Annotated in this window: 18 protein-coding genes; 5 read left to right on the top strand and 13 right to left on the bottom strand. The window is 37.4% G+C overall.

The window, feature by feature from the left end:
* Positions 1–152 precede the first annotated feature (152 nt).
* Positions 153–689, top strand: a complete 537-nt coding sequence (thpR, locus tag AC6JA8_RS01755; protein ID WP_497975496.1) for an RNA 2',3'-cyclic phosphodiesterase — start codon at positions 153–155, stop codon at positions 687–689.
* Here the strand turns inward: thpR and AC6JA8_RS01750 are convergent.
* Positions 676–2,580 (bottom strand): polysaccharide biosynthesis protein, encoded by a 1,905-nt coding sequence (locus AC6JA8_RS01750; RefSeq protein WP_497975495.1) that lies wholly within the window; start codon positions 2,578–2,580, stop codon positions 676–678. The genes thpR and AC6JA8_RS01750 overlap by 14 nt on opposite strands.
* 78 nt (positions 2,581–2,658) lie before the next feature.
* On the opposite strand from AC6JA8_RS01750, the gene AC6JA8_RS01745 reads away from it, so the two are divergent.
* Complete coding sequence (locus AC6JA8_RS01745) at positions 2,659–3,222, top strand: sugar transferase (RefSeq protein ID WP_497975494.1); 564 nt, start codon at positions 2,659–2,661, stop codon at positions 3,220–3,222.
* Here AC6JA8_RS01745 and AC6JA8_RS01740 read toward each other — a convergent pair.
* A complete protein-coding gene (locus AC6JA8_RS01740) occupies positions 3,219–4,112 on the bottom strand; it encodes a UDP-glucose 4-epimerase family protein (RefSeq protein WP_497975493.1) in 894 nt (297 codons plus the stop codon). The genes AC6JA8_RS01745 and AC6JA8_RS01740 overlap by 4 nt on opposite strands.
* On the bottom strand, positions 4,105–4,920 hold the full coding sequence (locus AC6JA8_RS01735; protein ID WP_497975492.1) for a glycosyltransferase family 2 protein: 816 nt from the start codon (positions 4,918–4,920) through the stop codon (positions 4,105–4,107). The genes AC6JA8_RS01740 and AC6JA8_RS01735 overlap by 8 nt, the downstream gene beginning before the upstream one ends.
* Before the next feature lie 56 nt (positions 4,921–4,976).
* On the opposite strand from AC6JA8_RS01735, the gene AC6JA8_RS01730 reads away from it, so the two are divergent.
* Positions 4,977–6,158, top strand: a complete 1,182-nt coding sequence (locus AC6JA8_RS01730; RefSeq protein ID WP_497975491.1) for a glycosyltransferase family 4 protein — start codon at positions 4,977–4,979, stop codon at positions 6,156–6,158.
* 112 nt (positions 6,159–6,270) lie between these two features.
* On the top strand, positions 6,271–7,419 hold the full coding sequence (locus AC6JA8_RS01725) for a DegT/DnrJ/EryC1/StrS family aminotransferase (protein ID WP_497975490.1): 1,149 nt from the start codon (positions 6,271–6,273) through the stop codon (positions 7,417–7,419).
* Positions 7,420–7,423: 4 nt separating this feature from the next.
* Here the strand turns inward: AC6JA8_RS01725 and AC6JA8_RS01720 are convergent, their stop codons facing one another.
* Positions 7,424–8,071 carry an acetyltransferase gene (locus tag AC6JA8_RS01720; RefSeq protein WP_497975489.1) on the bottom strand — a complete coding sequence of 216 codons (648 nt, stop codon included), beginning with the start codon at positions 8,069–8,071 and terminating at the stop codon, positions 7,424–7,426.
* Between the two features lie 293 nt (positions 8,072–8,364).
* Between AC6JA8_RS01720 and AC6JA8_RS01715 the strand changes: the two genes are divergently transcribed.
* Positions 8,365–9,423 carry a hypothetical protein gene (locus AC6JA8_RS01715; RefSeq protein ID WP_497975488.1) on the top strand — a complete coding sequence of 353 codons (1,059 nt, stop codon included), beginning with the start codon at positions 8,365–8,367 and terminating at the stop codon, positions 9,421–9,423.
* Here AC6JA8_RS01715 and AC6JA8_RS01710 read toward each other — a convergent pair.
* From AC6JA8_RS01710 to AC6JA8_RS01670, 9 genes are all read right to left on the bottom strand, one after another.
* Entirely contained in the window at positions 9,420–10,553 is a 1,134-nt protein-coding gene (locus AC6JA8_RS01710; RefSeq protein WP_497975487.1) for a hypothetical protein, read from the bottom strand. The two genes, AC6JA8_RS01715 and AC6JA8_RS01710, sit on opposite strands and share 4 nt — an antisense overlap.
* A 255-nt stretch (positions 10,554–10,808) precedes the next feature.
* Positions 10,809–11,357 (bottom strand): hypothetical protein, encoded by a 549-nt coding sequence (locus AC6JA8_RS01705; protein WP_497975486.1) that lies wholly within the window; start codon positions 11,355–11,357, stop codon positions 10,809–10,811.
* Positions 11,358–11,547: 190 nt separating this feature from the next.
* Positions 11,548–12,207 (bottom strand): class I SAM-dependent methyltransferase, encoded by a 660-nt coding sequence (locus AC6JA8_RS01700; RefSeq protein ID WP_497975485.1) that lies wholly within the window; start codon positions 12,205–12,207, stop codon positions 11,548–11,550.
* Between the two features lies 1 nt (position 12,208).
* A complete protein-coding gene (gene dltA, locus AC6JA8_RS01695; protein WP_497975484.1) occupies positions 12,209–13,678 on the bottom strand; it encodes a D-alanine--poly(phosphoribitol) ligase subunit DltA in 1,470 nt (489 codons plus the stop codon).
* A 12-nt stretch (positions 13,679–13,690) separates the two neighbouring features.
* Positions 13,691–14,623, bottom strand: coding sequence for a polysaccharide deacetylase family protein (locus AC6JA8_RS01690; protein ID WP_497975483.1), 933 nt, complete (start codon positions 14,621–14,623; stop codon positions 13,691–13,693).
* A complete protein-coding gene (locus AC6JA8_RS01685) occupies positions 14,624–15,715 on the bottom strand; it encodes a GNAT family N-acetyltransferase (RefSeq protein ID WP_497975482.1) in 1,092 nt (363 codons plus the stop codon). It lies immediately after the preceding gene.
* Positions 15,716–15,961: an acyl carrier protein gene (locus AC6JA8_RS01680; protein ID WP_497975481.1), complete on the bottom strand. Its 246-nt coding sequence runs from the start codon at positions 15,959–15,961 to the stop codon at positions 15,716–15,718.
* A gap of 9 nt (positions 15,962–15,970) precedes the next feature.
* Positions 15,971–17,785 (bottom strand): ABC transporter ATP-binding protein, encoded by a 1,815-nt coding sequence (locus AC6JA8_RS01675; RefSeq protein WP_497975480.1) that lies wholly within the window; start codon positions 17,783–17,785, stop codon positions 15,971–15,973.
* 77 nt (positions 17,786–17,862) lie between these two features.
* On the bottom strand, positions 17,863–18,315 hold the full coding sequence (locus AC6JA8_RS01670) for an acyltransferase (RefSeq protein WP_497975479.1): 453 nt from the start codon (positions 18,313–18,315) through the stop codon (positions 17,863–17,865).
* Between the last annotated feature and the right edge of the window lie 71 nt (positions 18,316–18,386).

Genomic DNA, 18,386 nt, shown 5'->3' with positions numbered 1-18,386 from the left:
CAATAGCTTTAATAAGTAGGAGGACACTATGAAAATCTGGAGCTACATCAAAAAACTTTTTCACCCTACAGAAAAGAACAAGTATGATAACCAAAAGCCGAAAAAGAGAAATCTTTTTCCCGAGAAAGAACAACCTTTAAAGTAGTATTGAAATGAAACTATTTCTGGCCCTTGATGCTCAGTCTTTGAACTTTGATAAAAGTACCTTTGCTAAACTTAGGGTCAGCCTGAAAAAGAAAACGGATGAGTTTAAGTTTGTCGACATGGATAAACTCTGCATTCCATTAGTTCATTTGCCTGAAATTGATATTGATCCTTTCAAAGAAAAAATAAGCTCTATCGCTCATAACACTTCCCCTTTTGATCTCAAACTCTCAGGGCTTTCGGCCTATCCTGATTTAATTCAAGGGCGCATGATTTGGATGGGAGTGCAGAATACGAAGGAACTCAGAGAGCTTCAAAGCAGGCTGGAAGCGCTCTTTTATCCAGAGAGCGAGCAAGAATACAAACCAACTCTCCCACTAGTGAGAATGAGAAATCATCACAACGTGACTGATGCTCTATCGCCTTATAAATCGACTAAATTTCCTGTTTTAAGTGCTACGACTATCGTGCTTTATGAAATGGTATCGGGAGGCGCTTATCCGACGATTAAGCGCCTTTTGGATTTTTCTCTTACTGGTGAGTAGCTTCCTGCTCGTAACTCGTCTCTGCCTTAAGGCGAAAATGAGTGAATTCAGGAACTAAATCTTTAATCATGTAAACGATAGCATCCGGCTCCGGTGAACGAAGACTTAACAACCCATCCAAGTTTGAATGGAAAGAGTTTTCCAGCGGTCTGAAAAGAGCTTTTCTAATTTTCCCATGATGAGTGAATTCATATGCTTCTTTATCACTAAAGAGTTCTTCGAAAAGTTTCTCTCCAGGTCTTAATCCAGAGAAAACGATCTTAATGTCTCTTCCTTCAACCATACCTGCAAGACGAATCATTTCACGGGCCAGGTCAACAATCTTAACAGGCTCTCCCATGTCAAGAACGAAGATCTCTCCTCCCTCGCCCATTGAACCGGCCTGTAAAACGAGCTGACAAGCTTCTGGGATCGACATGAAATAGCGGATGATATCTGGATGAGTTACCGTAATATCTTTACGCTCTTCAATTTGCTTTCTAAATAGTGGGATAACTGAGCCATTACTTCCCAAAACATTTCCGAAACGAACTGAGATAAATTTCGTCGTTGTGCTTTTCTTAGAAAGATCAGTAATAACCATTTCAGCGATACGCTTTGAAGCCCCCATCACGTTAGTTGGGTTAACGGCTTTATCGGTAGAAATCATGATAAATTTTTCTGCGTTGTGATTCAAAGCTGCTTCAGCAACAATTTTTGTCCCTTTGATATTTGTCTCAACCGCTTCCATCGGATTGTGCTCCATCATCGGAACATGCTTGTAAGCTGCCGCATGAAAAACAAGTTGTGGATGGTACTCATTGAATACAGCATTCACTTTATCTGCTTGTCTGACATCCAGGATTTTAGGAAAGAACGAAATATCTGGAAACTCTTCTTTGAAGCGCAATTCAAGCTCATACATGAAAAGTTCACAGTAATCTGCCATGACAATGATTGCTGGATTAAATTTAGCGATCTGAACACAAAGTTCACTACCAATCGATCCACCAGCACCAGTAACTAAAATAACTTTGCCCTTAATCATGTCATTCAAATGAGCCGTATCAAGCTCCACCTGATCACGCCCAAGCAAGTCTTCGATATTCAAATTTCTCAGTAAAGAGAATCCAACACGAGTAGAAAGCAACTGGTCCATCTTAGGAAGAATCTTGATCTCAGCTTCTGTTTGATCACAGAAGCTAATGATGCGCTTAACGTCTTCCCTATTGGCAGAAGGGATCGCAATAAAAATTTTATCAATTGCTAATTTTTGAGTTAATTCCGGGATCAGCTGTACATCACCAAAAACTCTTACGTTGTGAATGCGCGCATTTTTTTTGAATTTGTCATCGTCGAGAAATGCTACAACATTCAACTTAAGCGCAGGAGTTGAATTAATATCGCGAAGGAGCTTTTCTCCTGCTCGACCAGCACCCACAATTAAAACTTTTTTCACTTCAGCATCAGCTCCACCAATCATAGAGCTCAATGATGTTTGATCTTTTAAGAAGCGATAAACAAAACGTCCACCACCAAGACCGATAACTAATAAAAGAAACTCAATCAAGAACATTGACCTAGGCACACCATTAAGCCTTGTCATAAAAAAGCATGCAACGACTGAAAGAAAAATGGCGACAGATGAAGCTTTCACAACTCTAACCAAGTCATGCATACTGCTAAAACGCCACACACCCTGATAAAGGCCATTTAGAAAAAAGCTGAGTGCATGAATAAGCATGGCAACAAAAAAGAAACGATTAAAGGCAAGATCATCAGACAAAGGTATGTTAAGAGTATCAAACCTTAAATAAATTGCGATCCAGAAAGAAACTCCTGCAATAAAAAGATCATAGAGAAATGCGAGCATAACTCTGGGGTTTCTAAAATTATTTAAAAGATTCGTCATGGGTTTTGCCTATTTTCCCTTCGTAAAATTGAGAGAATTATCTTATAATTCCTTTTTATTGATGTCATGGAAGATTTAATGACAATACGCACAATGAATATCATTTTAAGCCTCACTGCTATTTTGATCTTTGCTATACCATTTTGCATTGTCTGGGCCCTTGTTAGAATGACAAGTCCAGGGCCGGCTATTCATTGGTCAAAACGCATCGGCAAAAACAACGATATTTTCTTAATGCCTAAATTTCGAACAATGAGAATAGACACGCCGCAAGTAGCGACTCACCTACTAGGAGACGGAAAAAGCTATCTAACTCCCATTGGATCTTTCCTGCGCAAATCTAGCCTAGATGAACTTCCTCAGCTCTGGTCAGTCGTGAAAGGCGATATGAGCCTGGTTGGTCCTCGCCCGGCCCTTTTTAATCAGGACGACTTAAAGGATCTAAGAACTCAGTATGGTGTACACAAGATTGCCCCAGGAATAACTGGCTGGGCACAAATAAACGGACGAGACGAACTAGAGATTCCTGAAAAAGTTAAATACGACAAATACTATCTCGACAATCGATCACTCTGGTTCGATATCAAAATCATTTTTTTAACTGTCTACAAGGTTATTATGAGAGCAAATATTCAGCACTAAGCATTTTTGAACGTATCTTCAAATGTGTATCGTGGCTTCCAATTCAATCTGTTTTTAGTTTTAGAAATATCAACTTGAAGATTGCCAAACAACCTTTGTACGTAAGTTCTTTTGCCAAGAAGGACTGCCCCAAATTTCATTAATCCAACCGGAACATATATCAAACGAGGAGACTTATTGAGAGTTTTGCCCATAACCTGCAGCAGTTCTTTTAAGCTGTAGTCATGATCATCAGATACAAGAAAAATTTCTCCCCCTGCATTTGGATGATTGATACATGTAATAATTAAATCGCAGAGATTATAAATAGAAACAAGACTTCTTTTATTTTTCACGGCTGCAAATGGAAGTGGAAAATCTTTTTTTACAAGCCAGAAAAGTTTTTCAAAGTTTGCTTTTACTCCTGGGCCATAAATCAATGGCGGTCTGATGATAACAATTTCAAATTTTCCAGGTTCATGCAAATTCAACAGAGCAATTTCAGCTTCCATTTTTGAAACGCCATACGGATCTGATGGTGAAGGCATATCCGAGGCAGAAAAAGGAACATCCTGAGTTTCTTCTCCATTTACTTTGATTGAGCTTACAAAAATAAACCGCTTCACACCAGCAGCTCGAGCTCCTACTGCAAGATTTAGCGTTGCTTCGACATTTACTTTTCTAAATGCAACTAATGGGTCCTTTTCAGTTTCATCCATTACGTGCACTCTGGCCGCAAGATGCACAACTACATCATGACCAGCAAGAATATCAGACCATCTCTTTTGAGACTCCATGGCACCATATAGTGAGCGCTCACCTGCAGTATATGAAATATCATTTTGAACTAAAAATCTGCTTAATGTCTTTCCAACAAATCCATTTGCTCCCGTAATAAACACCTTATTCATGAGCAGCTTCCAGGCTCATGACTTTTCGGTGATATTGATAGAGAAACTTATTAGGTAAAAACACCAAAATCATAGGTTTCAAAAGATAAAGATAATATTTCCAGGGGAAATTATTTAACTTGATCAAATTAAATTTGAATCTTATTTCTCTCAAGCGATCCTTAATGGTTTTTCTTTTATAATCCTTCCAGCCCCAGTGAATTTCATAAAGAGGTTCTAACAGATTTCCAAATTTTTTACCTTTTGCCAGCATACGCATCCACATGTCGTAATCCTCAACACGTATTGCAGTAGCATCGTACCCATTAACATCTTCCATTGCTTTTCGTCTCATAAGAACACAAGCATGGATAACTTGTGTTCCTTTTGCCCAGTCCTCAAGACGAGGCCTGTTTGCAACTCTATACATACCCCATTGAACATTATCGTCGTCGACTAGATATGCGTGAGAACTCATCACATCCAAATCTTGGTGCTCTTTAATAAAGGCCAATTGTTTTGAAAATCTTTGCGGTAGTGAAACATCATCAGCATCTTGCCTTGCGACATATTGCCCTCTGGATTTCTTAAAGCACTCATTGAGTGTAGCCGCTAATCCTATGTTTTTTTTGTTTTGAATTAGAACAAATCTAGAATCATCTTTATACTTTTGAAGAATATCCCAGGTTTTGTCTTTAGAGCCATCATCACAAATGATAAATTCCCAATTTGAGAATGTTTGCGATAAGATCGATTGGATAGCTTTATCTAATGTCCTCTCACAATTGTAAGCACCCATTAGAATTGAAATTTCAGGATTTGATGACATATTAGGTAAACTCTTAAACTTGTATTTAAAATTAAGATTATGGGATATTTTCATAAATGAACATAGAGATTCTAAAGAAAGCACAAAAAAAGCGCCTGGTATTTATTGCAACAATTCCTCGCTTTTTTGTCCACATAATCAACAATATCAAAGAGCTTGAAAAAAATGGATTTGATATACAGCTCGTTTCTTCGTTTGAGTCTTACGGCGATTATTTAAAACACGATCACGGTTTCAAAATAGATTACATTGAAATTCCCCGCGAAATCTCCCCACTAAAAGATGTTAAAGCACTTTTTCTGCTTTATTTATATTTGAGAAAAAATAAGTTTGATATTGTTCACTCACTTACTCCCAAGGCTGGAATCGTAGTTGCTTTAGCCTCTTTTGCGGCCAGAGTTCCTATCCGAATTCACACATTCACTGGACAACGCTGGGCGACCCTAAGTGGTGCTTTTAGAAGTATTTTAAAAACCCTGGATAAGATAGTCATCAAGCTTAATACTCGCTGTTACGCCGACAGCAAATCTCAAATCGATTACTTAATCAGTGAGAATGTTGCCAAACCTTCAGAAGTTTTTTGTATTCATGAAGGGGCACTTGGTGGTGTCGACATTGAAAAATTTCATTTAAATAAAAATAGCCTTAGGACAAGAATCTCTCAAGAATTAAATATCCCCATGGAGTCTCCATGGATATTGTTTTTGGGAAGAGTCACTAGAGATAAGGGTATTAATGAACTGGTAAAAGCTTTTGAACAAAGCCAGGACTCTACAAAAGCTTATTTAATAATTGTTGGCCCTTATGAACAAGATCTTGATCCTGTCGACCCATCAACCGTCAACAGCATTAAAAATAACCCATTTATTAAACACATGGGTTTTCAGAACCATCCAGAACAGATCATTGCCGCTTGTGATTTTCTCTGTCTCCCAAGCTACCGTGAAGGATTTGGAACAGTAATTATAGAAGCTGCAGCTGCAGGAGTCTGCACAATCGGAAGCAACATTCCTGGAATTCAGGATGCAATCATTGACGAGAAAACAGGCGTGCTGGTTCCTGTAAAAGATATCCATGCACTTAAAGAGCAGATAATCCGCCTATCCAATAAGAAACAATTCAGAGAAGAGCTTTCTCATAACGCTTTTTTACGGGCCCAGAAAGATTTTAACTATCAAATCATTTCTCAATTTCAAGTTAACGAGTACCGCCAATTGCTTGCAAATAGGAATACGTAAGCTTATTTATACCTATGCCCCCCTGCTTCCCTGCGTAAGAAAACCCTGTTTCATGCTGGTCAAAATTCGATTATGATGTCTTAATTATTGAAAAAACCTAAAGGACTAAAGAGTGAGCAATTTCAGATTTCAAGAAAGAGTTTTAATGTCTCCTCCTCACATGAGCGGGCATGAGAAAAAATATATTGATAGGGCCTTTGAAGATAATTTTATTGTTCCACTTGGACCAAATGTAAGAGAGTTCGAGCAATCAGTACTCGATTATCTTCAAGAGAAAAATCTTTATGCTGTTGCCATGAGCTCTGGTACTGCCGCTATCCATATCGCTTTAATATTGATGGGAGTAAAACCTGGAGAAGAAATTTTTTGCTCTTCAGGGACATTCATTGCGACCTGTAACCCTATTCTTTATGAAAAGGCTATTCCAGTTTTTATCGATGCTGAAGATAAAACCTGGAATATCTGTCCAAAATCACTTTTAAAGGCCATTGAAGCTAAAAAAGCTACTGGAAAAATTCCTCGCATCTTGATTGTCGCAGACTTATTTGGAATGAGCGCTGACTACAAAGCTATCATGGAAATTTGTGATCAATACAAAATTGAAGTCATTGAAGATTCTGCAGAGGCATTAGGATCTATATATCATGGAAGAAAATGCGGTACCTTTGGACGCTTTGGAATTTTATCATTCAATGGAAATAAAATTATCACGACTTCGGGTGGTGGAATGCTCATCACGCATAGTAAAGAAGAAGCTGACAAAGCTCTCTTTTTAATTACTCAAGCTCGCGACAATGCTCCTTATTATCTTCACTCGGAAATTGGTTATAACTATCGAATGAGCAATATTTGCGCTGGTATTGGACTAGGACAAATGAGTGTTCTTGATCAGAGAATTCAAGCAAGAAGATCACACTTTGATTATTATCAAAAAGCATTCGCAGATCTACCAGTCACTTTTGTTGCGGAAGATTCTAATAATTTTTCTAATCGCTGGTTATCTACAATGTTGATTGATCCAAAGTCGCAGGTAACGACAACCCAACTTTTAGGAGCACTTGAGCGTGCAAATGTTGAAGCAAGGCACATTTGGAAGCCAATGCACACTCAACCCATTTTTAAGTCTCACGAATTCTTTACTTGCTACGACTATCCTGTTTCAGAGAAAATTTTTGATCAAGGTGTATGCTTGCCATCAGCTTCATCAATGAAGCAAGAAACTCTGGAAAAAATTTGTGATCTTGTTAAGAGCGTTTTTTAGATTCTTATAGATACTTTTCGTCTTCTGCGCGCTTACGAATAACCTTACACGGCAAACCGTAAGCGAACGCATGATCTTCAATATCTTTTATTACTAATGAACCTGCGCCTACGACAGTATGCGGCCCAACTGTCCTGCCATGAATAACATTCGCACCAAGAGAAATGGTAGAGAAATCTCCAATACTCACAGTTCCCCCCAGAGTGGCCCCCGGAGCAATACTTGCAAAGTTTCCAACAGTGCAATCGTGATCAATTGAAGAAGATGTATTGATAATTGAGTGCTCCCCTACTGTACTAAAAGGATTAATCACAGTATTGGCCATGACCACCGTGCCTTTTCCAATAATGCAACCAGTACCAATTTGTGCCGAAGGATGGATTGCCTTAATAAAATTAAAGTTCTTATTGATTGAGATGACTGTTTCAACAATCTTGGATCTCACCCAATTATCACCGATAGCAACTACACCTGCCTCAAATTTTAGCTTTGAAAATTCATTCTGATGATAATGAGGAAGATCTAAAAACGTTTTTAAATTTTGATTTAAACTAACAAAGGCAACAGGAGTGTAAACTCCTTCTTTAACAATAATATCGTAGACAACTTTTGAATGCCCACCAGTCCCAAATATAATAACCTCTTTTTTCATTCTTAAAGAATACCTTTACAATAGGATCGTGCCAATATTAGATTATTTATATTAAATTTTCACCAACAATGCACTGCGAGTCACAGATGGAAAAAGCACGCGCGCAAGATATTAGATCTTTTTCAATATTTCTAGTGATATCTCTTGTGATTTGCATTTTCAGGCTTCCTCTTCTCGCTCCGTTCTCCCTACATAGTCTTACCGTCGTTTTGAATTTTATCCCATTACTGGGAGCACTCTATTTCTATTTTAAATTTGGAAGCGACAAACCATGGAATAGGCTTCTTTTAAATTTGAGCATTTTTGCCATCGTCTATTTAAGCATTTTACTTTTAGTTGTGGCCTTTACTGGAGTGAGTGAAGCATTAGCAACTCTGAGAAGCCTTTCTTCAACAACCCTCTTCCTGCTCTTCCCGCTCTTCTTGGATAAAATTCTAACGAAGGAAGAAATCGAAAAGATCTTAAGCTACCTTGTTCCACTAATCATTATTATTGCACTTGGATTAACTTTAACTGAATTTGTATTACTGAAATCTAAATATGTAACGGCCAATGAAATTTCGCTTTTTTTATTAAATAAGCCAACAGTAAAGCCTACGCGTATTGTGACTTTTATGGGTTCAGGGGCTTTATCAATTCTTTCAATCATTGCCCTGTATTCATACATCTTCGATAAGACACTAAAGATTTACCAAGAGCGCTCCACTATCAATCCACTTAATTTTCTTTGTATCCTTCTAGGATTCATTTGCATGCTACTTAGCGACTCCCTGACTCTAAATCTAGCTGCCTTTATCCTGTCATCAGTTTCATTGCTTGTTTTTTTAAAAAACTCATTGAAAGGTTTCAAAATAGATTGGAAAGCAATTCTCTTAATTGTCGTCTGTACTTATGCTTTTTATAAAATTGCAATCTACCTGTTGGTCATTACTCGCTTAGGACATCGTTACATGGCCTATTTTTATTATGGAGAAGGCCAGGGAGCCCTAGATGCATGGTTTCCGAAAGTTTCAAATTGCAATATAAGCCATATCCTCACAGGATTTCCGACACTCTTAAAAACAAATCTTGATCTTGTTTGCATGCCTGGAGAATTTCACAGTATGACATTAGCCTTTAAATATGGCTTTGGAGTTCAGCTCGCGTGGTTTGTTTTTATTTTGTTTCCTATTTTTTATTTTTTCAAAAATATAAAGAATTTTTTCAATTTCCCTTCTAGTTTCTATGGCGCGATCGCCTTCCTTCTACCAATGAGCCATTACTCTGGAGTAGAAATATGGGGTAATAATTATATCGCCGCCATTTTCATCGTCTTGCTTATGAAATCAAACTTTGGTGAAAAAAAGGCTTAATTGGCAGTTTTATAATTCTTATTTTTTGACAGAAACCAAAGCAAGATTGTCATGGATACAACCATTGATAAGGCATCGGGAAGAAACCAGTCAAAAAAGCCAAAACTAGTAAAGAACTCATGAAATAGCCACAAAAACGTAATTGCAAGAACTCTGCTATTTATAGCGTTATATATAACAATGGAAAACGTAGCCAAAAGACCGATTAACCCAAACGCTATTGTCGAATTCTTAAAATACAAATAACTTTCGCCAAACCATGTGGGCATATCTGAGTTGTAGCTCTTTAAACTAGAAGAAATCGTTTTGAAATCTGGAAGATAAAAATACCTGAATAGCAATGCTAGCGTATGCTCGTTATAGACTCTTGCCCCAACAAAGCGGTTTAATCCTGCTTTTACTCTTTTTGATAACAACAACTCCTCCTGAATTGCTCCCCTTTTTTCAGGAGAATCAGAGTTTAAAAAAAGATGAACATAATCAATTCCGCTTAAACGGCTGGAAAAACGATAAAGATGATAACTTAAAGGATGATTAGATTCTGTTGGCCGGTTTACACGATTTCTAGTTCCTAAATCATACTGGATTAGAAATAGCACAAGGACGACAGTCCCCCAAACAAGATGCGTTTTTTTGAATTTATAATTAATGCTTCCAACCAACATATTTAATAAAATCAAAAAACCGAAAAGAATAAATCCATGTCTTGCTCCCATCAATGTAGAAAAAACAACCTGACAACCAAGCATCAAAATGGCCAGTGCAATAGTTTTGCGTTTGAGAATAGACCAGCTAGAGAATAATACGAATACAACAATTATATCTATACACAAGATATTCATTAAAAATTTTCTAATAATGTTTACGATATAGAGATAATTCCCCGGAAGCTGAAGATGTGGTAAACAATAATAAAAAACTAAAAGCAAAGTGTTAAAAACCATAACAATGTTTAATTTCTTGTAATCAATATTCTGAGCGAAGTGATCATTGAGAAATGGATCATCATCCCTAGTAAGTAGTTTCATGACAATCAATACGACCGTATGTGATATCGTTAAATAAAGAAATGTTTTATCAAACGCAGTCGTGCTTAATTTTAAAGCAGGCACATGAAACCAAGTTCCCATTAAAGAAGTAGGGTCGTCGATAAAGGGCCAAAACACTAAATTTTGCATGAAATAAACAAAGAAAAGAAAAATGTAAAACTTAATCAATCTGCTTTTACTATATTTTAAAAAATAGACATTTAAGATCACCTGTAAAGAAATCAGAAATATGGCAAAAGGTGAAAAGAATATGCCCTGAAAGAAACTAACTGAACTTACTACTAGAATCAGCAAGACATTTAAAAAGCATAATAAATTGATAAAAAATGTCATCGCCTACAACTCTCGCCTTAATCTCACTAGCATGATTAAAATTGAAAGAGTTACCGAGACCCAGAAAGCTAATAGAGTTTTCTTATATAGAGTGTAGTTAGGTCTAAGAATTACTGTTTGAAATGATGTATCTACATTCTTTTGCGCCAAAAAAACCCAGTTCGTCCAATTTGAGATCATCAGGTCACCAAACATTCTTTTATTTTTGAGATCATTAAAAACGATCTCATACTCTTTTAAGAGCCTCGGATCAGTTGAAAACCTTACCATGTCGTTGATTGAACACTTCACAACATCATTACATTCCTTATGTTCTACTTTTTTGGGAGTTAACTTTCTTGAATTTAACCATAGCTGATTAATTTTTAACGAAACATCAAATAGGTCGGTTTTAAAGCTAGCAAGTTGCTTTAAAAAATCTTCATCATTTCTTTGTAAGGGAAATACTTCGAGACTTTCACCTGCGATGGAAAAAGTGTATTCTTTACCAGAAAAATAATTTTGCAATTGTTCCTTAACAAAATGATCCGGAAGCTTCATTACATATTTCACGCTCTCAGTATCAGAATCAATCCTTGTACCAAACAAGAACAAAAAAAACATTCCCGCAAAAAGTATTGCAAAAATCTTAAATTCTTTTTTTGGTAAATAATTCATTCAAAAACCTTTTAGATACTCATTGCAATGAAAACAGATGAGCGAAGCGAAGCAATTAAACTTTTGCAGCTACAAAGTATCATTATTACTTTTTGCTGAAATTAAAAATCCAATGTTTTGCATGGATATGATTAAACTCATATTCAAAAAAACCAATATTCATTTCTTGATTCGGAAAGAAGCGTGCTAATTCTTTTTTCTCTGGAATAATCACAATACAACCTTCTTGCCCTGGGACAAGCGAGCGATATGTTGAATCCCCCAGGAACTCAGCATGAACCTGACTGATGTCACCTGGAGCTGCAATGGCCCCAACAAAAAGCCCGCCCGGTCTTAGAACTCTTTCAATTTCTTTGGCAATTGGTTCTAGTGAAGACCAATTGTTGTAATATAAAACCTGCCACGCCACGATTATGTCGAATGAATTATCAAGAAAAGGAAAACTGCTGCCAACTTCGTAAAGTTCTAGTTGAGGCTTAAATCCACTTTCTGAAAATTTTTCACTCGTTTTTTTTAGTGCATCTGGCGAGACTTCTAGTCCATGAACATCATGTCCCATTTTGGCAAAATGAAGTGCATTTGCACCTGTTCCAAAACCGAAATCCAGAATTTTAGCTTGTTTATCTTTTGGGAAAAGCATATTGGCCACTCGAACCAGCAAATCACTTGGATACTTCAAGTCCCCTTTTCCATCACGATAAATTTTCTTCCAAACATCCTGATTAACTTGAGCATTCTCTGTCATATTATTCCTTTGAATTAACAAGTGCGTCTAATTTCTTTCTATCAATTTTTCCATTGCTATTTAATGGCATTACCTGAACATACCTTACCTTAGTTGGGATCATATAATCTGGAAGATAAGGCTTAAGTTTCTCGGCAAACTCAGAGTAAGAGCTTTCTACATCTCCAGAAAGAACCCCAATAAGATCTGTTACCTTTTCATTTTTCACTACAGCAATACAAGCAGCGTGAGAAACATCGAGAGTTTTTCTGATGACTGCTTCAATTTCTTCTAATTCAATCCTGTATCCCTTAAATTTGATTTGGCGATCAATGCGTCCTTTAACAAATAAAAGATTTCCCTCTTCAAAATAACCATAATCGCCAGTCCTATATGCTCGCAAACCGTCTTTTTTAAAAAACTGCGCCGCCGTTTTGACAGGGTCATTTATATAGCCATGAGAAACGTTATTTCCAACAATAACTAGTTCATTATTTCCATTTGCTGTATCTACATAAAGTTCTGTCCCTTCTTTTACATACCCAACAGGAAGAACCTCATACTTGTTTAAAACATCTTGTGTAATCTCAATGGCCGTCATCGCACAAGTAGCTTCTGTCGGTCCATACAGATTTAAGATATGGGCATCGGGAAATCTTTCTTTTAATTTCAAAGCCGTACTTTTTGCCAGCACTTCCCCACAGAATACAAAGTACTCAAGGCTAGGGATACTTGCAGCGCTAAATCGTTTATCGATTAAGCACAAATCTGCAAATGAAGGAGTAGAAACCCATACTGTACATTTTTCTTTTTGAATTTCTTCAAAATGTGCTCGAATATTTGAATTATTTTTGTGCTCAAGTCCTAAAATCTTCCCCTCTAGTGCAATCGAGGTCCAAAGCTCAAAAACAGACAGATCAAAAGAGAAAAGTGCCTGATTAACAAAAACATGTTCTTTAGCTTTTTGAACAAGTCCCTTACTCCAGAAAACAAAATCATCCAAAGCTTCGATTGAAATTTCTACGCCTTTAGGCACTCCGGTTGAACCTGAAGTAAAAATGATATAAGAAATATCTTCATTTTTTACATATGAATCCAAATTGAGTTTATAGTGTTCACCACTAACCAATAAATCAAACTCAACGATATTGCAGCTGACATCAAATGGAAGTGGAGAAAGCGCAACAATGAAATCTGCCCCTGAAAGCCTAATCACGTTTTCCACTCTTTCTTTTGGTGTTGTGACATCGACCGGCACAAAAGCTACACCAGAAGCATTACAACCCAAGAAAGTGGAAAACATTCCCGCTTGTTTGTGCCCAAAAACAATTACAGGCTTATTGTTATTTTTTTGGACTAAAAATTTTCTTACCTCTTCTGCAGATGAAAATAATTCCTGATAAGATGTACTCTTCCCATTATTGACATAAGCAACTTTCTGAAGTCTTTCATTAGAAGATGCAATGTTTTCTAAAGATTTTTTTAATAACATAGTAGCCTTTTATTAATACTTAATATCATTTGTATCTAAACGAGGGATCAAAAGAGAGTTATCTAATGAAAGATCAGCGATTCGCATTTCCGTAGTAAATCCAACCAGACAGGATTTATTTTTTAAAACATGAAGAACGTCATCATTAAATCCACCATAAGGATAACAAATGGCCCAATTTTCAGCGGGCATTCCGATTTCTTTCAAGAAAGATATCGTATGATCAATCTCTTCTGTAATTTCTTTTGATGTAAGAGAGTTTAGCCACTTGTGTTTATATCCATGTCCACCAAAGAACATTCCGGCTGCCTTCATCTCTTTAATTTGCTTCATATTCATGTAGAGATCCATGGCCAGCTGTTTCTCATCAACGCCTAAAAACTCTTTTAAAAGATCAAGACAGATGTTTCTTCTTAACTCATACGGTAATGCAACCTGAAGCATTCTTTTAACAAAAATGGTCTCTGGTGTATCAAAACGATTAGATTGAAAATACTTCTCAATGTAATACTCGTCGCTTTCCAATGAGTATTTCTCTCTATTCATCTCAACTAACTTTAAGACTCTACTCATTAATAATTTTGAATTCTCCACTGCTCCCAACACATGATGTATAATGTTTACATCCAAAACGACTTCCTGCTGGGCAGTTAGAACGGGAGGAAAAAACGCACCAGTGAGCTTATGTTTCTTCAAGATTGGAAAAACAAATTCATAATGATCAATATAACCGTCATCAAAAGTCAGAAGCAAAGCGTTGTCTGGAAGAGGTTTTTTATGGAGAAGAGACTCATAAATATCCTCCATTCCAACAATTGTATAATTATCTTTGAAAAACAAAATTTGCTTTTCAAATAACTCCACCTGAAGTCCTTTCAAACCCTTGTATTTGGATGTTTTGAAATCTCTCACATAGTGATACATTACAACTGTGACATTATTCATTTAAAGATTAATCCCCATTTTTACCAAATAAGACTTATTCGCACGATCTTGATCTCCATCACCTCTAGAGATGAAAAAGTGATCAATACCTTCCGGTGATTTAGCCTTCAATGCTGCCGAAACATAAATTTCAGCATTCTGAACTTTTCTACTCATGTCGATGGGATCAAGCAAGCTAGGAAGAGAGTCATTGTAGTCTCTTTCAAATCCCGTTTCTTCTAACATTTTATGGTATTCATCTGCTGTACAGTAAAAATCTGCATAATCACAACCTGCTTTCTGAAAAGAATTCAGGCACTTTTTCATTAAATCCATGCCTAACTTTTTTCCTTCATCTGTTTCAGGAAAAAAGAAATCAAGTATTCTTGCAACCTTTATCCCTCTATCTGTATCTACAACTCTTGCGACACAAACAGCTGGTGCCGTTTTTGGGCCAGTTACAAAAATTTTATATTTAAAAAAAGGGTAAGTTGCGTATCTTTGATTGATATAATTATAGGTGCGAAGTGTTCCAAATTTTAGTGCAGGATAAAAATTCCAGTCTGGAGAATAATCCTTCATTGAAGAAAAATCGACCTCGGCAATATCAGAACCGTTATCGCTTAGATTGAAGTCTTTTGAGGAATCGTAACCTAATTCATTCTTTATTTTTTCTCTATTAAAAACACAAACTGATTTAGGAATTTTTTCTAAAAATTGAAATCGCATTTTAGAAACAATGGCCTGATTCATTGCGCTCGCCCCCTGTGTGGCTACAATTGGAAAAAGTTCTGTTAATTTTCTCATTAAAAGAACGCCGACCCCATTGCGGTACTCTTCAATTGTCATCCAAAAAGCAGTCCATGCTCCCTGCACATTTTCACCATTCCAATTGAAAGTTGTAGGCAGATAACCCAAGAGAGAGACAAGTCTGTCTTCTTCATAAGCAACAAGCATATTTGCATGTTCGCGGTCTTCGCCTCTGACGAAAAACCACTCAAATATAGGGCGGTATCTTAATATATGTCCTTGCCCATGAGTAACAGCTATAAACTGATCCATCTGCGCCCAGTCTTTCATTGGAAATTTTGAAAGCAGAGTTATTTTTTTCATTTAAGCTTCATAACCTTTAACAGTTAACAATTGGACAAAATCTCCAATGCTATGAAGGTTTGCCAGCTCGTCAGATGTAAAGGCAACTCCTGTTGCATCTTCAATTCCGACAATAAGAGAAATATGGCGAACAGAATCCCAATCGGCCACATTGTCAGCATTTAAATCACTGGTCACAACCATTGCTGGATTTTCAAAAACTTCTCTTACAACAGGGGTGATCTTTTCTAAAATTTTATGCGTCATAAAGATTTCCTAAGAATGTATATTTACCATCTTCCTAAAACTTTCACTATTTTGTAACAAGTGCTCATAACTTCCCAATCCAACAATCTTCCCTTGAGAAACTTCAATCACGATGTCGCATTTTTTAATCGTCGTTAAACGATGTGCTACGATAATGACTGTCAGGTCAGAATCAAGAGAATCAATTGCATCCATAACTTCCTTTTCAGTGTTGTTATCAAGTGCACTTGTGGCTTCATCAAACATTAAAACGGTCGCATCTTTATAAAGTGCACGCGCGATCCCAATTCTCTGGCGTTGCCCACCAGAAAGCTTTACACCTCTTTCGCCTACGCTAGTTTCATACCCCTGAGGACTACTTTCCGCAAAATGATCAATACGTGCTCTTTTAGCGGCTGAGCGAACTCTCGCCATATCAATTTTGTCTTTAGGAATACCAAAAGCAATATTTTCAGCAAGCGATGCATCTGTCAGGTAAATCACTTGAGGAACATGAGCAATAATCTTTTGCCAAGACTTTTTTACTGCTCCTTTGAGGACCTGGTTATCTATTTTAATTACACCTTCCGCCGGCTCAACAAGACCCATCAGCAAGTCAAGCATCGTACTCTTTCCACTACCGGTTCCCCCAGTAATCCCAACCCTTGCCCCCTTTGGAATAGTTAGCGAAATGCCATCAAGAACTAAAGGAGTTGTAGCTGAATAACGAAATTTAACCGCATCAAATTGAATTTCTTTTTTAAAATCAAGTGGCGCTACGTTTGAAAAATCTTCTCCAACAAGAGGCTGATCTAAGAAATCCAAAGTCTCTCTCAAGGCTGCTTGGTTAGATACAATTCCTACCCATGAAGCATAACTTTGTTGAAGTGAAGGAAGCAAGCGCTGGGCACCCATGGCAATTGCACCAAGAATTGGAAATGCTGCCGCCACTCCACCTTCCGATTGACTTAACACGTAAGCAAGACCTGCGACCAAAAGCATCCCAATGGCCTCCATCAAAAAGCGCGGACTTCCTCCAATGAAAATATTGTTCCCGATAGCATGCTGCAGCGGAATGTCTGCTTTGCGATAAATTTCACAGTAAAAATCCTGAGTGCCATCCAATAGAACATCTCTAATTCCACCCAGGCCTTCTTGAACAGCACGGACGACCTGAGTTGACTCGCTAGAAATTAACTCCGAGTTCTTCTTTAACTTTCTCTTAAAAAATAAGCTAATGCCAAAATAACAACCACCGAAACCTAATGCTAAAATAAAAGGCAAAGCCGACTTAGAAACGACTAGCACCAAAAGAATAATACTGACCAAAACAATTGACGTGATCAGCACTAATGTTTGATACATGGCCCCTACAGTGTAGACCACTTTGTAATTTAACCCACTACTCACCTCACTTGTATTGCGCGATAGATGTGTCAAATAAGGCTGAAAGAGGGTCCTGCGATAAATTTCATAACTAATATCTGAACCCGTAGAATAAACAACTCTACTCGAGGCCCAAAGAAGAAGCAGACGAAGTCCTGCTCCGAAAAGAGCGGCTGCAATAAAAATTAAAGTCAAAGGAAGCACTAACTCATGCGGTTGTGAAATACTAAAAAAAGTCGCTGTTTTTTGTGCAATTGAATATTGAAAAATTTTCTCTGGCGCCACTAACACGCCTAGGAATGGAATAACTGCACCCAGGCTAATAACTTCCATAAAGGCACTGGCCACCATTAAAACTAAGACGAGCTTAAATTGAAATCTTCTGCGGTCTGACAGATGACCCCAAAGGCGTTGCAGCAAACCAAGGACTGAAACTGAATTGTGGTCTTTTCCTGCCATGAGAAATTTCCTTGAACTTCACTGCTAAATATAGGGATAAAACTTTAGTATACAAAAAGCAAAATAACACCAACTTTTTAAGTCGTAGGTATGTATTTTATAACTCTAGCAGGAGAGCCAACGACAACGGCACCCGCCGGGACAGATTTAGTAACAACAGAGGCGGCACCCACCACTGCATTTTCACCAATTTCAACACCTGAGAGAAGGATCGCCTTCGCTCCAACCCAGCACCCTCTGCGCAAAATAATTGGCTCATCAGGAGTTGACCCCTGATCAATCAAGGGAATATCTCTGGTTTCAAATTTGTGGTCACTGATATACATATGAACACCAGAGCCAATCATCACATCGTCTTCAATGATGATTGAGGTCGGGAGTGTATAGGACTCCCCAAAAAGCATACAGCCAGGTCGAAGAACAACCCTCGAGCCAATTTTTATTTTAGAACATCCAATGACATATGCTCCAGGGCGAATCACAGCAGAATCCGCAAAACTTTGAAATTTTCTTTTGCAAAGTTTTTTCATTTTGCTTTCAAAATGTAACATCCAATGCGTAAAAGGCACATCAGGTCCAATTCTGTCGGCATTGAGACAAT

It is taken from the genome of Bacteriovorax sp. HI3, assembly GCF_059738875.1.
Note: the sequence above shows the minus strand (reverse complement) of the source record. Positions and strands in the feature narration are given on the sequence as shown.

What these genes read in the sequence shown, in the direction of transcription:
- AC6JA8_RS01730 (WP_497975491.1), top strand. Translation starts at nt 4,977, where the DNA reads ATGAACATAGAGATTCTAAAGAAAGCACAAAAAAAGCGCCTGGTATTT.
- AC6JA8_RS01680 (WP_497975481.1), bottom strand. Translation starts at nt 15,961, where the DNA reads ATGACGCATAAAATTTTAGAAAAGATCACCCCTGTTGTAAGAGAAGTT.
- AC6JA8_RS01745 (WP_497975494.1), top strand. Translation starts at nt 2,659, where the DNA reads ATGACAATACGCACAATGAATATCATTTTAAGCCTCACTGCTATTTTG.
- AC6JA8_RS01700 (WP_497975485.1), bottom strand. Translation starts at nt 12,207, where the DNA reads ATGACAGAGAATGCTCAAGTTAATCAGGATGTTTGGAAGAAAATTTAT.
- AC6JA8_RS01735 (WP_497975492.1), bottom strand. Translation starts at nt 4,920, where the DNA reads ATGTCATCAAATCCTGAAATTTCAATTCTAATGGGTGCTTACAATTGT.
- dltA (WP_497975484.1), bottom strand. Translation starts at nt 13,678, where the DNA reads ATGTTATTAAAAAAATCTTTAGAAAACATTGCATCTTCTAATGAAAGA.
- AC6JA8_RS01670 (WP_497975479.1), bottom strand. Translation starts at nt 18,315, where the DNA reads ATGAAAAAACTTTGCAAAAGAAAATTTCAAAGTTTTGCGGATTCTGCT.
- AC6JA8_RS01740 (WP_497975493.1), bottom strand. Translation starts at nt 4,112, where the DNA reads ATGAATAAGGTGTTTATTACGGGAGCAAATGGATTTGTTGGAAAGACA.
- AC6JA8_RS01750 (WP_497975495.1), bottom strand. Translation starts at nt 2,580, where the DNA reads ATGACGAATCTTTTAAATAATTTTAGAAACCCCAGAGTTATGCTCGCA.
- AC6JA8_RS01720 (WP_497975489.1), bottom strand. Translation starts at nt 8,071, where the DNA reads ATGAAAAAAGAGGTTATTATATTTGGGACTGGTGGGCATTCAAAAGTT.
- AC6JA8_RS01690 (WP_497975483.1), bottom strand. Translation starts at nt 14,623, where the DNA reads ATGAATAATGTCACAGTTGTAATGTATCACTATGTGAGAGATTTCAAA.
- thpR (WP_497975496.1), top strand. Translation starts at nt 153, where the DNA reads ATGAAACTATTTCTGGCCCTTGATGCTCAGTCTTTGAACTTTGATAAA.
- AC6JA8_RS01685 (WP_497975482.1), bottom strand. Translation starts at nt 15,715, where the DNA reads ATGAAAAAAATAACTCTGCTTTCAAAATTTCCAATGAAAGACTGGGCG.
- AC6JA8_RS01675 (WP_497975480.1), bottom strand. Translation starts at nt 17,785, where the DNA reads ATGGCAGGAAAAGACCACAATTCAGTTTCAGTCCTTGGTTTGCTGCAA.
- AC6JA8_RS01710 (WP_497975487.1), bottom strand. Translation starts at nt 10,553, where the DNA reads ATGGGAACTTGGTTTCATGTGCCTGCTTTAAAATTAAGCACGACTGCG.